9 protein-coding genes are annotated in these 16,084 nt (G+C 43.9%); all 9 read right to left on the bottom strand.

The window, feature by feature from the left end; genetic code table 11:
• Positions 1-8 precede the first annotated feature (8 nt).
• Positions 9-683, bottom strand: coding sequence for a hypothetical protein (locus tag ACSVDE_RS03820; RefSeq protein ID WP_439299641.1), 675 nt, complete (start codon positions 681-683; stop codon positions 9-11).
• A gap of 98 nt (positions 684-781) precedes the next feature.
• Complete coding sequence (locus tag ACSVDE_RS03815; RefSeq protein ID WP_439299639.1) at positions 782-1,399, bottom strand: class I SAM-dependent DNA methyltransferase; 618 nt, start codon at positions 1,397-1,399, stop codon at positions 782-784.
• A gap of 142 nt (positions 1,400-1,541) precedes the next feature.
• On the bottom strand, positions 1,542-4,949 hold the full coding sequence (locus ACSVDE_RS03810) for an AAA family ATPase (protein ID WP_439299638.1): 3,408 nt from the start codon (positions 4,947-4,949) through the stop codon (positions 1,542-1,544).
• A gap of 2 nt (positions 4,950-4,951) precedes the next feature.
• Positions 4,952-6,121 carry an exonuclease SbcCD subunit D gene (locus ACSVDE_RS03805; protein ID WP_439299637.1) on the bottom strand — a complete coding sequence of 390 codons (1,170 nt, stop codon included), beginning with the start codon at positions 6,119-6,121 and terminating at the stop codon, positions 4,952-4,954.
• 15 nt (positions 6,122-6,136) lie between these two features.
• On the bottom strand, positions 6,137-9,874 hold the full coding sequence (addA, locus tag ACSVDE_RS03800; RefSeq protein ID WP_439299635.1) for a helicase-exonuclease AddAB subunit AddA: 3,738 nt from the start codon (positions 9,872-9,874) through the stop codon (positions 6,137-6,139).
• Complete coding sequence (addB, locus tag ACSVDE_RS03795) at positions 9,867-13,367, bottom strand: helicase-exonuclease AddAB subunit AddB (protein ID WP_439299634.1); 3,501 nt, start codon at positions 13,365-13,367, stop codon at positions 9,867-9,869. Before addB ends, addA begins: the two co-directional genes overlap by 8 nt.
• Before the next feature lie 100 nt (positions 13,368-13,467).
• Positions 13,468-13,848, bottom strand: coding sequence for a hypothetical protein (locus tag ACSVDE_RS03790; RefSeq protein ID WP_439299633.1), 381 nt, complete (start codon positions 13,846-13,848; stop codon positions 13,468-13,470).
• Positions 13,849-13,862: 14 nt separating this feature from the next.
• Positions 13,863-14,096, bottom strand: coding sequence for a WYL domain-containing protein (locus ACSVDE_RS03785; protein WP_439299632.1), 234 nt, complete (start codon positions 14,094-14,096; stop codon positions 13,863-13,865).
• Between the two features lie 290 nt (positions 14,097-14,386).
• Positions 14,387-16,015: a ribosomal protection-like ABC-F family protein gene (gene abc-f / locus ACSVDE_RS03780; protein ID WP_439299631.1), complete on the bottom strand. Its 1,629-nt coding sequence runs from the start codon at positions 16,013-16,015 to the stop codon at positions 14,387-14,389.
• Positions 16,016-16,084: the final 69 nt, after the last annotated feature.

Here is a 16,084-nt window from a genome sequence, read left to right as displayed (position 1 = left end):
CCCCGTTTCTAACCGTTCAAATGCAAGTGGTACATCATGTTGATTACAGATAAAATCAAGATGAATAACCCATGCAATCCAATTGTGACTGTAAGAATATATCGTTTCGACTTCAAGGACGACTCAATGAGCAGCTTAACAGTTGCATAGAGATGCCATACAAAGAAAACCGTAATCCAACCCGAGAGTGTCGTCAAAAACACATGATCTGTAATGGCTTTAACCCATGGTCCAATGCCGAACGGCGAAAGCATTTCGGTTGAACCGAATGCAAACATATATGGTAGATTAGCTGCTATTCCGATGAGAATGATCACGAACAAATAGGTTTGCAGGACATACAACCGCTTGAAACCGATATCCCGGAAAAACCCCCAAAATGCGAGAGTAGAAGAACCGATCAACAAAAACGGAAGAACAAGCCCCCCGATCGCTCCACCAATTCCAATCAAAACAGATGCTGCAAATTTCTGATCCGCTGATAAATCCATTTTCACAGCTTCAGGCATCAATAACCATTCCCCGGCACATATGTAGAACAGCAATCCGAATACGATCGAACTGCATAATAAAAGAATTAATATTCTAAGTCGGTACCCGTGTATGGTTTTCGATTCTCTTAATGTATGTAAAGTTTCATTCGGTTTGAATAAACCTCTCCAAACTTGAACATGATGCTCCAAGTTTCTTCCCCCATTTCTATCTCTCTAGCATACTGGCATATTATCTATCCTACCAGAAAAACTGGGTCGTATCATTTTTTTCCAATAATTATATTGAACTATTTTTTGGCGATGACTGCCCAATGATAGGGTCCGGTCTGCTTCCATTGAATGGACTTGAACCCGGCCTCTCTCAAATGCTTGTCCATGTTCATTACAAGAGGATAGTCCTCTGAATCATCCCAATACTGTGCAATGGTTTCTTTCGCCTGATTCCGTGCTGATTCAGATGGGAACATGATATCAACCAGCAAGAAATATCCGTCTTTTTGTAAGATCCTGAACGTTTCTTGACAAGCAGAGAGCCGATCTTCCGGGATCACCTCATGAAACGTGAAACTGGATACGACCAATTCGAAAGCTTCAAAAGCCTGATTGGTTTCATTGAACGTCCCTTGAGACAAGGTATAATCCGGATGGTTTTGCTTACATTCTTCCAACATCTTTTCAGATAGATCGATGCCGTGATATTCATCAGCGTGGAAACGCTTGATAAAGCCTCCCGTGCCGATTCCAATGTCAAGAATCGTCTTGAACCGCTTCTCTTTCAACCAATAAGAAGCTTCTTCTAGGCTAGTTTCATAACCTAGTAAAGGTCCATTGGGATTTTGGATATATTGATCGTACGATTCTGCCCATAGATCAAATAATTGTATCGTATCTGCTTTTTTGCGCATGCTATTTCCTCCAGCTCCATAATACAGTCCTGCTAAACTTCGATATTTTTTGTCAAAATCCTTGTTCAAGAGACTACAAAAATTTGGAAGAAAAATAGAATAAAAAAGGAGGGACCTACTCTTAGGTCATCCTCCTCGATGATTATAGCGTTTTGATCGAAACACTGCTCCCTTTCCCGGCAGGTGTAGCAGGTTCTACAATCAGTTTTCTCGGCAGTCTTGCTCGCAATTCCGGTACATGGGATATGACCCCGACGGATACTTGTTGCATCTGCAAACGTTCAAGTGCTGATATGACGGTATCCAACAAGGATTGATCCAGCGTACCGAATCCTTCATCCAAGAAGAAGAATTCGAGTGGATATTGTCCTTGCAATTGGATTTGTGCAGAAAGTGATAGAGCGAGCGCAAGTGAAGTGAGGAAAGTCTCCCCTCCCGAGAGTGAGGTAACGGGTCTTCTGACTCCACCATTGGCGTCATCTCGGATGACGAAACCTCCAGCTGAGTCCACTTCCAGGGCGTATCGTTGTCTCGTCAGCTCTCCTAAGCGCTGAGAAGCATCACGTGCCACTTGATGCAGTTGTTCTTCCGCGATGTATTCTACGAAACTATTCCCTCTGAACACCGCCTGTAGTTTCCCGAGTCGCTCGGAGAGCTCCTCATTCTCTAAGCGCTTTTTCTCCAACTCACCATACTTTTCGGCCCGCTTTTTCGTATCGCTCCATTCCCCTTCGAGTCTCGCCTTTTCAGATAAGGCATCCTCTTTGGCTTGCTTGGCATTCTTCAATTCAATCTGGACTGCTTCCCATTCAGATTCACTGACTTCTTTATGATTCAACAACGAGCGCAGACGGGTTTGCTCATGTGCATATTTCTGTTTTTCATTATTGAATTGTTCAATTTCCTGTTCCCATTCCTTTTGGCGTCCGGAGAGGATGAGTGCTTCTTTTACTTGTTCTTTCGTTTCAAAAGAGGTTCCATCCACCTTTTCTGTCCATCTCTCTTCCGCTTTTCTCAAGCGAGATTCTGTTTGATGGACAGTGGACTTGGCTACTTCAAGCTCTTTATCTGAATCTTGCAGATGAACGGTCGCTTCTTTGTTTCTTTTTAGAGCCGCTTCCTCTTGTTGCTTCCATTCCGCCATTTCGTTTTGCACGGCATGGATAAGATCGTCAGCTTTCTTTTCTCCACAAAGTTCGTCAATCCTATGTTGAAGCTCATTCAAGCGTTTGTTCATGGTTTGCACCTCTGATTCAGCGCTTGAAAACTCTAGCCTTTTGGTTTGGACATCTTCTGAAGTCTTCGTGATTTTTTCATCCTGCTCATAAAGGAAAGACACACTTTTATCATATCTGCTGTTCAACCCAGCGACCAATTGTTCCTGTTCATCCATCTCTTTTTGAAGCTGCTCCACCTGTTCATAAGGGATAGTCTGGTAGTTAGCCTGCCACTGCTCACTCAAATTGTGGAGCTGTGTCTCGATGTCCTTTTTCTTCTGCTCAATTTTCTCTAATTCCCTTTGTTCATTGGCAAGTGATGATTTATTTTCAAGCAACAGCTTATCATGCTCACCATAAATGGATGTGTAGTTGTTCCGCTTTTCTCTTAGTTCCAATAAATCCTGTTTGAAACCTTTCGTTTCTGTTTGGAGGAGTTTCAAGTATCGCTTAAGCTCTTCTGTCGACTGAAGTTTATTCTGGATCGGATCAAAAGAAGCAGCTGCAATCTCATCCCCTTGGATTTCATCTTTTTGCACATATTCCTGTAATGCTTCAAATAGATACTCAAGGTCCTTCTTATTGTGACTGATGGTCACCTCTTCATTTTTGACATCCGTATACAGCTGTTCCAGTTCTTCAATCAACACGGTATGATCGTGTTGATCGTTAGTGTTGGAAACAGGTTCTGGATGGTCGATCGAACCACATACTGGACATTTTTCTCCATTTTGGAGCTGTTCTGCAATCTGAGCTGATAAAGTATGAAGTTCATATTTTTGTTGTTGATCTTTGCTTTCTTTTAAAAATTGCTCAATGCCACTTTTCGCTCGTTCAATGACACGTTCATGCTCGCACACCCGGTTATAAATGATTTCTGTATGTTGAAGCAAGTACCCGAGTTTCTCTTTTGCCTTTTTCAATTGACGGTGTTGTTTCTCCGTTTCAGAGTGCAAACGGTTTATAGCGGAAACCGTCTTCTGATGTTCGCTCAGAAGTTCTTCACGAGTCTGCTTCAAGGTAATGGTGTCACGTTTGAGTGTCATCGCTTCTCTCAAGCGATTACGTTGTTCATAGGTGATGGTTTTTGCTTCAATCTCTTGTTTGATTTCAGCCTGCTTACGGATTGCTTTTTTCTTCTGTTCTTGAAGCTTATCAAGCTCTTCCGTACCGGTTTTCAACTCTTCTTGCTTTTGTTGCAGCATCTTCTGTTCGGTTTGGATTTTTTCCAACAAAGGATTTCTTTCCTGTTCGAGTTCCTTGGCTTGTTTCAATTCTTGTAGCCGTTCATACAGTTTCGGCTCATGTTCAGAACGATCTTTTTGAATGGTTTGGACTTCCCGATGAGATGATTCAACTTGAGCCTTCAACTGTTCGGTTTCTTGCTCCAATTTCGTCTTCTTCTTATTCCATTCTTTCTGTTCTCCAAGCAACTCTTCAAGCTCCTGTACATATGGATGTAGGAGATCAGCTTCTTGCGCTGTTTTCAATCTCTTTTTCAACCGTTCGATTTCAGGCTCTTGCTCGTGCAACTCGTTCAACTTCGCTTTAACGTCATTCAACTCTTCTTGCCATTTCCATATTTGACGATAATGTTCGAATTGGACTTCTTTCTTTTCAAGCTCTTTGTTCCGTATTTCTACTGCTTGCAAGGCTTGATTGAGTCGTTGTTCCAGATCCTTCAGTGTTTCGGTTGATGCTTCACCAAGTCCTTGCTGTTCGGCCACGATTTCTTTGAGAATCATATTCGTTTCTTCCACTTTGCTTTTTAAGCGCTGATTGAGAAGGTCCCCATATTGCTCTAACCGGAAAAGTCTCTGAAGCATCTGGCGTCTTTCCGCACCTTTTAGTGATAGAAATTCCGCAAACTTACCTTGAGGGAGGACAACAGCCCTGGTGAAATCCGTCAACGTTAGGCCAAGGATCTGCTCCACTTCCGCAGTCACATCACGTTCTTTATCCGCAAGAACCACATGTTCCTCATGTATGACCTCGATTAATCTGCACGTGCTCGTACGGATCGTATCGTTTTTGTGGCGTTTGAACGTTCGCTCCACTTTGTAGCATTTTGAGAAAGCAGGGTCACCTAACTCAAATGAAAAACTGACATTGAGTTGATCTTCTGCATGATTCATAATCCCTTGTATCGTGTTGGATGCTCTCTCCACTTTTCCATAGAGGGCCAGGGTAACTGCATCAAGCAGTGAGGACTTTCCGCTTCCCGTCGGACCGAAAATTCCGAATACGCCACCTTTGCACAAAGTCTGAAAATCAACATCCTGTTTTTCACGAAAACTATGTAAGCCTGCTACAGAGAGGTGTATCGGTCTCATCCTCACGCACCTCCTTCGTTCGGATCAACCAGTTCCATGAACAGCTTCACCGTTTCTTCATCAGGAGTACCACCATTCGTCTGTCGCTCATAAAACCTGGTGAACAACTCATCAATCGGTAAGTCGGACATCCTTCGTTCGGATTGCTGGACTTCTACATCTTCAAAAACGGGCCGAATGTGGATGAACCCTTCATGGGCATTTCTTAATTTATGGATCTGTTCCATACTTAACGTATCTTTCAGATGCACTTCCAGGTCGATCCAGGCATGTTCGTCCTTCTTCTCTTCAAGCCAACGATACACTTGTTCCAACCCCTGTTCCGCTTTCCACCTGACCAATGGTTTACCGCTAGAAAGATACACTTCTTTCGTAGAAGCTGCCTCTCCCGGTTTTGCATCGATCAGTGTAACGGATTTGGTCTGTCCAGCTTCTGAAAAGCTGTAGGAAAGAGGTGAACCAGAATATTTGGCAATTCCTTCTGCCCGCTTGATCGACTGGGGACGATGCAGATGTCCAAGTGCTGTATATTGGACGTTCGATGGCAGAGCATCAGCTGTCACCGTATATGCCCCGCCGACTTGTATCGGTCGTTCAGAATCTGTTTCCCTTCCACCCGCCACATAGATGTGGCTCATGGCTACATTGACTGTAGAAGAATCGAATCCTTTACATAACTCATCAAACAGTTTTTCTATCCGGATATCATAGGCGTCTCTCAACGTTTCTTCGCTGAATGATTCTGTCAGCAGCTCTTTCAACCTTGATTCAGAAGGATAAGGGAGACCTGCTACCTTCAACCGCTCGCCTGACTTAGGAACATCCAATTCTACCGGTTGGATGGTCGGATATCCGATGATGGTGATACCATGCAAGGATGCTAGAGGACCTGAGGCACTAAGACGATCCGGGTTATCATGATTACCGGCAATGATGACGATTTGACATCCCCTGTCTTTCGTCATCTTCGCCATATACTCATAAAATAATTGTTCGGCTGCTGCTGGAGGGTTCACTGTATCGAATACATCACCCGCCATGAGTACAACATCTACTTGCTCTTCCCGCACAATTTCACACAATTCCCTTAAAAATTGTTCTTGCTCTTCTAATCGGCTCCTGCCCTCCAACGTGCGGCCAAGGTGCCAATCAGCCGTATGCAGTAATCTCATACGTTTCCCCTTTCATTATGGCAATCGTAACAAATGTCCACCATCAAAAAAGTATAGATACTTCTCTTTACATGGCTTCTTCCATATTTCTTCAATTGCTTTCGCATAGAGACTCAACTGGATTTCGTATCTTTTTTCAAGTATCGGTTTTGCTTTTTCATAACTTTCAAACCGATTAGTGATTGCGTCTGTCTTATAATCCAGAAGGATGAATCCATCATCTTCTTCTATAACACAGTCCATGACACCCTGAATCAGGACGTGCTCCTCTCCCTGGCTTGTCCAATCTGAATAAGCTTGTTCAGCTGGCAATCCCAGACTGAAGGGAACTTCTCGATGGACACGGGTTGATGCCTGCATCTTTTCGCCTAGATCCGTTAGGAAGAATCGCTCAATGGATTGAATATCAATGACTTCTGCCTGGGTTGTTGTCATCAATTCCCGATTCACAAGTTTTGCGATGCTTTCTTTAATCAACTCAAAGTCAACAGGTCGATTCGCCGGAATATGTTGCATGACCATGTGCATGGCGGTACCTTTCTCAGCTGCACTTAAGGACTTGTCCTGCATGAAACTGGGTCTTTCACCGATCGTACTCCGAAGCTGCCGCACGAATGACTGATCCCCGTATTCATCCCTTGCTTCCACATTCCTTTTCAGTTCAGTCACGGATTGTTTAGACATATGCTTCTTGGAATGTTGGTACGGGTACTCCCATGAAAGTCTTCTTTCAACTTCAACCACCTCGGCTACAGGAACCTGCTCCCAATTCCTTATCTGTTCCAGGCGATTTTGCTTCTCTTCAACCTTTTCCTCATTTGTCATGACGATTTCACTTGATTGTAGAATGGACAGTCCCCATTGATTCTCATCACTTCCCACAGTCTCATAAGTCGGTGGAACAGACCCTAAGCGTTCTCTTAAGTGTCCCATACTAGGGTGACGGATGACTGCTGGTCCAATCCAATCCAAATAGGATTTAGCTGCAGCCCTTTCAAAATCAGGAAGCAACCATCCTTTACGCGAAATCATGTGCTGCCATTGTTGCAGCTGTTTATGCAAATCACGGAGCGCGCCGACTAGTACCAATTTCTCTTTCGCACGCGTCAACGCAACGTATAGAATTCTCATCTCTTCAGAAATCATTTCCATCCTGAGTCGTTTCTGGATAGCAAGCTGTGGAAGAGACGGGTAGCTGACCCGGTGTTTTGGATTCATGAATTTCGCTCCAAAACCGATTTCCTTGTGAAGTAAAAACCCTCCGCGCATGTCCATTTCGTTAAATCGTTTATTTAAATTCGCAAGAAAGACAACCGGAAACTCAAGCCCTTTACTCTTGTGAATCGTCATGATACGGACCACATCTTCCTGCTCCCCGAGGGCACGGGCAGCTCCCAGATCTTTTCCTTGATCCTTCATTCTCTCTATGAATCTTAGGAATCGGAACAAGCCTCTGAATGATGTGTTTTCATATTGACGTGCTCGATCGTACAATGCACGCAAATTCGCTTGACGTTGCTGACCACCAGGCATACCTCCAACGTAGTCATAATATCCGGTTTCTCGGTAGATCTGCCAAATCAGATCAGAAAGGTCTCCCTGTCTTGCTTTCGTTCTCCATCGTTGTAGATTTTTATAAAAGAACGCTAGCTTTTCACGAGTTGATGTTTGATCTGCAATTTCCAAATAGGAAACGACTGCTTCGTAGTAAGAGCCTTTTTTATTGGCGACTCTAACTTCAGCCATCTCTTCCCCACTTAAAGCGATGATCGGGGAACGGAGCACTGAGGCTAAGGGAATATCCTGATACGGATTATCGATCACCTGAAGCAAGGACATCATGATGGACACCTCGACGGCTTCAAAGTAACCTGTAGATAGATCCGCATACGCCGGTATGCCCTGTTTCTTAAACTCTTCTTGAATGGTCGGGGCTGCTGTAGCCGTCGAGCGTAACAGGATGACGATATCTCTGTACGTGATCGGACGGTGCTGTTTCAGTTTGGCATCGAATACCTGATACGGCGTCTGATTCTCGTTGTGACCGATCAGTTTCTTGATACGGTTTGCCATCCACCTGGCTTCCAATTGGATGGATTCCAAGTTTTCGATGTCCTCGTCATCGTCACCCCCTTCGTCACTGCGGTCAATCAAGACTAATTCTGTTCTTGCCTCTTCCGTTTCAGGAAAATCTGCTCCCAGGTGTAGTTCCGCAGCATCATCATACTCGATTTCTCCAACCGACTCATTCATGATTTGTTTGAAGATGAAATTTGTGCTGTCGATGACATCCCTGCGGCTTCGGAAATTTCTTGAAAGATCGATGCGGACCCCTTCACCGGGATCTGAACCATGAAATCTCTTGTACTTATCCAAAAAGAGGGAAGGCTCAGCCAAACGGAAACGATAGATGCTTTGTTTCACATCCCCGACCATGAACAAGTTGGAGCCATCCTCTTGTTCCTTGGTGACAAGCTGGACGATCGACTCTTGGACGAGGTTCGTATCTTGATATTCATCTACGAGAACTTCAATGAACTTATGACGATATTCTTTGGCAGCTTGTGATGGCAAAAGGACCTCTTCCGAACTGTCACTACCGGACAAGACTTCCAAGCAATAATGCTCAAGATCTGAAAAGTCGACGAGTCCCTTCTCTTTCTTAGCAGCCTGGAAACGATCAGAGAAGCGTTTGACAAGGCTTACCAACGTATTCATGACTGGGGCCAATTCACGGATATGATGGATATAGGATTCTGGACTTCTGCTGAAAAGATCTTCCTTAAGACCATCTACCTGTTTCTTCACACGATCACGTAAAGACTTGACCTGTTCTTTCAGCACTTCATCATAATCGTCCCCTTTACAAGCCTTAAGTCTAGTAAAGGAGCCTTCTTGAAATGCATCGTAAAGCTCTGACCAAGAACGCATTCCAGCCGACAAAAGATTCCGTATAAATTGTTCATCACTTTGAAGTGTTTCATAATACGGCCCTGGTCCCCCTGGAGAGAGTGCCCACTCCTTAGCCTGTTCAACCAATTCCAACATTCCTCTGAGTTGGAGCTGGACATCCTGAATCAATTCATTCGTCCAACTGAGATCTTCAAGAGTATCGACCTTTTCGCTCATCTCATATTTTTCTACCATACGATCGAGCCACACTTTAGGCCAAGGATAACTACGCGCGAAATCATAAAGACGGATGATCATTTTCTGGATTTCATCATCTGCCCGGTCATTACTGAATCGGTCGACCAGATCGAAGAAGGTTTCATTGTCTTCCTTTCCGTATTCTTCTTCCAACAACTCTTCCAAGACTTCTTGGCGGATCAATTCACCTTCCGTTTCATCAGCGATTCTGAAGTTTGGATCCAGGTCTAACTGGTAGTAATACTTTCTTAAAACTTCTATACAGAATGAATGCAGAGTCGATATCGAAGCTCGGTTCAATAGAGTGAGTTGCCTTCTCAAGTGAAGGGAACCGGGTCTCTCCTTCAGTGCTTTCTCCAATGCGACGCCAATTCTCTTACGCATTTCGGCTGCAGCTGCATTCGTGAACGTTACAATCAACAGGCGGTCAACATCGACTCCTTCTTGATCCGTCAACCGACGGATGATTCGTTCAACAAGTACCGCCGTCTTACCGGATCCTGCGGCTGCCGCAACAAGAATGTCTTCCCCTCTTGCCGTAATTGCATGCCATTGTTCATCTGTCCATTGTGCATGTTCAGGTTTAGGTATCACTTCACGCATCGAGGTCGTTCCCTCCTTTCTCTCGCATTCTCTCGAATAATTCTTCATCTTTCATGTTCTTCAATGAACGATAATTGTTTTCTTCCAATGATTGATCAAACTGACATACTGAGCGGAAAGAACAGTATGTGCAAGGTGTACGTTTTTGCATTTCATATGGAGCAATATCGATGTTTCCTTCCATGATGTCTGACCCGATGTTTCCAATCATTGATTTTACATAGGATCGGACTTCGTCAAATTGATCTTTATTCAATAAGGAAGAACCTTTTCTGAAGTTGCCATCCTTTTTCATAGCAACTGGAATGATTTCAGAATGTCCCTCAATCGTTTTATCCATAAGCTGGACAACGTCTTCATCCTCCAGTACATATCCTTTCATCTTGAACTTTTTGAACAGTTCTTTCTCGATTTCGTCGAGGGTCAACAGTTTTTTAGATGAATGAACAGGATCGTGTACATGGAAGTACAATACACCGGCTGGATCAGCATTCTTACCAAGCCAATCTTTGGAGTAGGTCAATACGACATCGAGATAGGTTAACATCTGCAAGGCAATTCCGTAGTAGACCTCTGATAGATTCAATCCTTTCTGGCTGGACTTATAATCGATGACCCTCAACAGAAGCCCGTCATCATTCATAGCGGTATCCACCCGATCGATACGACCAATGACTTCCATTGTCGTCCCGTCCTGCAATTGATATTTCAGGGGTGGTATCTTTTCATTACCTCCGAATCCGACCTCAAGTCCTACAGGTGAAAACCCACTCGCTTTTGCCTGCTCGCTCAACGCAAAGGAAGCGCGTCCTACAACATTTTTCAACTTACGCTTGATGTATTGATAACGGTTGGAGCTTAATAGGATCTGACTTTGCAGACGAGGTGCCAGCTTTTCGACCACTTCACTAGCCAATCGATCACAATCTTTAGCAGATAATTCCCTCCAGTCGATTTTTCTCTGGTGGAGGATATCTGCCACCTCTTTCAACGCAGCATGGAATAGTTGTCCGATGTCCGGTGCTTCCAACCGGTACATCTGCCTTTCCTCGAGGTTCAGACCATAACTTGCAAAATGGGAGAATGGACAAGATTGATGCTTTTCCATCCTTGATACACTTGCTTTCAAACTTTCACCATATAAATCCTTACTCGTTTCCTTTTTCAAGCGATCGGTTCTGTTTTCATAGAAGAGACTGTGAATGGTCCTTCTGGCAGGGGATGACCAATTTCCGTCGATTACGAACCAGTTATACACATTCCACCATTCATTTGCTAGCGGATAGCCCCTTTGCCATTGGCGCAGCTGAGCAGTCAAAAAGGACAAAGTTCTTCCTGGTCTTCCGATAAACCGGACCGTTTCTTCTTCACTTTCATTCGGTTCCTGCATGATGAACCGTTCCTGTTGTTCAGGATACATCTCTTTAATCTGATTGATCAGAATGGAAGGGACAAGCGACTTCCCTTCTTCATCTGCTAATGGATAAGAAACGAATAGATGATCGGATGCACTCGATAATGCCATGTATATCAAAAAGTTTTCATCCAATAGATTTTCACGTGCAGTCGGTGCCATCTCGATTCCAAGAGATTGCAAGGCTTCTCGATCATCCTCTGATAGAATGCCATCTTCACTTGGCTTCGCAGGCAAAACCCCATCATTCACGCCCAGTATGAAACTGCATTTCACTTGATAAAATCTGGATCGATCCAAGCTACCGATCAACACTTGATCAATAGATGGAGGCACGAGTGCAAACCTCATCGACTCAAGACCGGTATCAAGCATTTTATTGAATAGTTCCAGACTTAACGGCTCGTCGCCGACGATTTCTACCATCTGTTCCATCAAGTCGATGACTGCCTGCCAGACTTGATCATGTTCACGTGCAAGGCTTAATTCGCCTGCCTCTTCAGCTTTATAACGCCAGTTTTCTAGCTTTGCTGGAACCTGTAAATGTTCTAAATATAGATAGAGCGCCTCACATAACTCACGCCCATTTCGAGCTGCTTTCAGATCTCGCTGCAATCTTGCTAATGGTCCTGATATCATGTGTCTGGCAGCATTGATCTTTGTCTGCTTTTCTCTTTCTTCATCCGTCTGGTTGCCGAAGCTAGCATCCAATGATCTGAATTTCCGATAAGTCCAATCTTCCTGACTGCACCATCTCTTTTTCCCATGGACTCCATGGGCAAGCACATAGTTTTCCAGTAAATCAACTTGTTCTCTCAGCTGTTGGGTTGTCCACAGATCATGATCGAACAGCAAATCCGTCTTCACACACCTGAATACTGCGTCATATCGCCAGTTTTGTAGTATGACGTCAAGGCTCGAGCGTATACATTCGATGACAGGATGATGGAGCATGGATCGCTTTTGATCCAAGAAATAAGGAATCTCGTAATCTTCCAATAACGTGTTCAATAAATCGGAGTATGTAGATGGATCTCTTACAAGTATTGCAATATCCCTGTATCGATAGCCTTGATTGAAAACAAGGTCCTGGATGTCCCGCGCAATGCCTTCCACTTCTGCCCTTCGGTTCACTGCACCACTGATCTGAATGTTGCTCTCCCCATAGTAAGGAACAACAGGTCTTTCATGAAAATAATTCTCCAGGTGGCGAATGGATGGAGAAGACTCGAAGCGTGGACTCTGCCCCAGATAATGAATGGGTTCCATCTCAATACCTTCTTCTTGAGCAATGGCACTCACCTTTTGGTAGGTCGTACTGGTCATTCTAAATAAGTCCAAATCAGACGCTACATGATCACTCGGTTCATCCATCGTCAATGTTACCGTCGTTCTACTTGCCTTTTTCATCAAAGCACGTAAAGCGCCCAACTCTTGGGGTGTATAACTATGGAATCCATCAATCCAGACTTCACAGTCATCAAAAAATGATGAGTCTGGCATTCTTTCTTCTAGCAAACGCAGATAATCTTCCGAGTCTACGTATTTGTCTGCCAACATTTCTTCCAGTTCGTGATAGATGATATGTAAGTCGTGAAGTTTATCCTTCAGCAGGTTGCGATCTTCTGTTTCTTCGAGAAGCTTTTCTTCCAACTTTTCCAGATCATCTGAACCAAGACAATATCTTTTGAACTCCTTCACCATCTCTTCCAGCAGTTCATAGAATCCACTTTGCTCAGATGATTTCTGGAATAGGATCAAATCATTTCTATGTTTTTCAACCACTTTCCTGAGGAGCATGTTCATTCCTGTCGAGGTGAGATGGTATCGTGTCAATCCACCTGCCTCTTGGAGGACTTTAAGGGCTAAGCGTGAAAAACTAAACACCTGTGCTCGTATCATTCCGCCTAATCCAGGTGTTTTCACTAATTCATATTCCATTTGAAATGTCATTTGATCTGGTACAAGCATGACAATCGGTTTTCCGCTCGGTACATTATGTAATTCGTCTCTTATTTCATTCAAACAGTTGGTCGTCTTTCCACTACCCGACCTGCCTAACATGAATCGGAGCGTCATGAATATTCCCCTTTCCGTATCAACGAGAATCGTATCATTTATTATCTCATTTTTTCAGGTGAATTTGTAGGAAATACCTTCTGGCAAGTATTGAAAAAAACTATAAAGCGTTCGATGGACGCCTTCTCCATGGAAGTCCCAGAAATAAACGTTGGAGAGTTAACTCAGCTTGGTTTCGAAGGTGGAAGTTGGAGTACTTGATGACTTCGTCGTATCCTCTTACGATGACATGGTATTCAGAGGTATCTTCATAAACACGGTGAAAGGATACTTTAATATTCTTTGCACGCATCTCTTTCCTGATTTGATGGAGCTCTTGAGTGATTTCCCTCATTTTTTCCTCAATCCAAAGAATGTACGGTTGGGTGAATTTGAAAGGAGCCCGCTGGAAGATTTGTAAATCGCGATTGAGGATCGTCAACAACATGGGGTACAGGATGAACCGATCGATGAGGAGACTCTCTTCTTTCGTTGCGTACATGGTTCGCTCACTCCTTAACCGGCATGATTATTCGATTGATTACGTCGATATGGAAGGATTCTACATGAAAGTACACGATCGATTTGAAAAGTTCGTGTTTGTTTCCGTAACGAACAGAATGCGGTCATCGTCGTATCAGTCATGGATGAAATCCAGATGACACGTTGAGTAATTGATTCATCGTTTGCCAGATACACGATTTCGATCGGCTTGTTCTGCTCGTAAGCACGGACCAACATACGTTTCATGTGAGCACTCCTCCTTTTTTATCATTATATACGAACAAACGTTCTATATGCAACGGAATTTGATTGGTAAATTTTACATTTCTATTGATTTCATCGAAATCACTCCCTTTCCGCACTTGCACAGGAGGTGCTGGCTTCGATGTTCACCACAGGACGTGGTGGTTTTTAGTCGAAGATCCTTATTGAAGGCCTGGCTCGCTGTTCCCGCAGGAGTGTCGTGAATTTCGTTAGAAATCAATTTGAAAGCATAAAGAAAAAGCTGACGTTCATCCGCCAGCTTTTCCAATCGTCTAGTTCTGTAGTTGTTCTCTTTTCGTCTTTGCATCACTGTAGTTCCCGATATAGCTCCTGATGTTCCCATCCTCGATCCAAAACGTCCGTTCAATCAATTTATTCAAGAAGTAACGGTCGTGGGAAACAACGAGTAAAGTTCCTTTAAAACCTTCCAGCGCTTCTTCCAATGCTTCTCTTGAATCAATATCCAAATGGTTCGTCGGCTCATCGAGCAAGAGCAAGTTGTAGTTCTCCGTCATCATCTGGGCTAGACGTAACCGCGTCCGTTCCCCTCCACTTAAGCTCTCAACCTTTTGGAAGACTTCCTTCCCGAAGAATAGAAAGCGACTCAGTTGATAACGCGCTTCCCCTTCGTCTACTCGTGCGACATCACGATATGCATCGAGCACTGTCCAGCCCTCGTATCCAATCAATCCTTTTTGTGATAGATAGCCTATTTTCACAGATGCACCGATTTTCACTTCGCCTTCTTCGGGGGTTATTTCACCAAGAATCAATCTCATTATGGTCGATTTCCCGACTCCGTTTTTTCCGATGATGGCGGCACGTTCTTGATACTGAAGCAAGAGGTCGATGTTTGAAAACAATATCCGTTCGCCCATCTTCTTTTCAACCTGAAGGAATTGGACGACATCTTTCCCACTCCTTTTGGCAGATGTAAAGCCAAGATCTGCTGTGCGCCTTTCAAGCTTGGGACGATCGATCTTATTCATCCTTTCCAAGGCGCGTTCCATATTTCGGGCACGTTTATGCATTTTAGGGTTATCGGCACGAGTCGCCCAGTCTCGCATCCGCTTGATCGCTTCCTTCATTTTCTTGATTTTCTTTTGCTGATCTTGATAGGCTTGGAATTCTAGCATCAAACGCTTTTCTTTTTCTTTTACGAACGCAGAATAATTCCCTTTGTATTCTTCGAGTACCCCAGAATCGATTTCCACCGTTTTAGTTGCGACGGCATCAAGGAAATAACGATCATGGGAGATGATGACGACAGCCCCCTGATAATTCCGGATATACTCTTCCAACCAGTCCAAAGCTTCCATGTCCAGATGGTTGGTCGGTTCATCCAATAACAGCAAGTCCGGCTCCTCAAGCAGTATCGCAGCAAGACCGACTTTCGTCTGCTCTCCTCCACTGAGCGAGGAGAATTCATGGTCACTCAAGTGCTCGAGACCAAGACCTTGCATGACGCCTTTGATCTTGGAGTCGATCGCGTATCCATTTAGTTCCTCCAACTTGTCTTGAAGTTTTCCGAATTGCTTGAAGTGCTTCTCCAGCTTATGTTGTTCATCTGGGTCAGCCATCTTTTCGGTCACTTGCTTCAATTGTTTTTCGATTTCATAGACTTCTTCAAAAGATTGTTTCAACATTCCTTCAACGGTGATGCCGGGCTCCGCAATCGGAATCTGATCCAACATTCCAGTCGTTATGTCCTTTTTATAAGAAAGATTACCAGCTTCAATCGTTTCCAACCCTGCAATGCATTTCAGGAAAGTCGATTTTCCCGCTCCATTCGGACCGATTAGTGCAAGGCGGTCTTTATCATGAATTTGAAGTGAAAGGTCCTGGAAAATCCAAGTACCTGCATACATTTTGCTGATTTCGTTGATAGATGCTACGATCATGAGATTAATCTCCTTTGTTTAGTAAAGTGGATGTACTTCTGAAAAAAACACAAAAAAACCATGAGCAAG

Origin of the sequence: Pseudalkalibacillus sp. Hm43 (genome assembly GCF_051842935.1) — a bacterium.
Taxonomy (GTDB): Bacteria; Bacillota; Bacilli; order Bacillales; family Fictibacillaceae; genus Pseudalkalibacillus.
Note: the sequence above shows the minus strand (reverse complement) of the source record. Positions and strands in the feature narration are given on the sequence as shown.

Excerpts from the sequence above, each read along its gene's own strand:
- ACSVDE_RS03805 (WP_439299637.1), bottom strand. The coding sequence starts at position 6,121 with ATGAGATTACTGCATACGGCTGATTGGCACCTTGGCCGCACGTTGGAG.
- ACSVDE_RS03815 (WP_439299639.1), bottom strand. The coding sequence starts at position 1,399 with ATGCGCAAAAAAGCAGATACGATACAATTATTTGATCTATGGGCAGAA.
- ACSVDE_RS03810 (WP_439299638.1), bottom strand. The coding sequence starts at position 4,949 with ATGAGACCGATACACCTCTCTGTAGCAGGCTTACATAGTTTTCGTGAA.
- ACSVDE_RS03785 (WP_439299632.1), bottom strand. The coding sequence starts at position 14,096 with ATGAAACGTATGTTGGTCCGTGCTTACGAGCAGAACAAGCCGATCGAA.
- abc-f (WP_439299631.1), bottom strand. The coding sequence starts at position 16,015 with ATGATCGTAGCATCTATCAACGAAATCAGCAAAATGTATGCAGGTACT.
- addB (WP_439299634.1), bottom strand. The coding sequence starts at position 13,367 with ATGACGCTCCGATTCATGTTAGGCAGGTCGGGTAGTGGAAAGACGACC.
- ACSVDE_RS03790 (WP_439299633.1), bottom strand. The coding sequence starts at position 13,848 with ATGTACGCAACGAAAGAAGAGAGTCTCCTCATCGATCGGTTCATCCTG.
- addA (WP_439299635.1), bottom strand. The coding sequence starts at position 9,874 with ATGCGTGAAGTGATACCTAAACCTGAACATGCACAATGGACAGATGAA.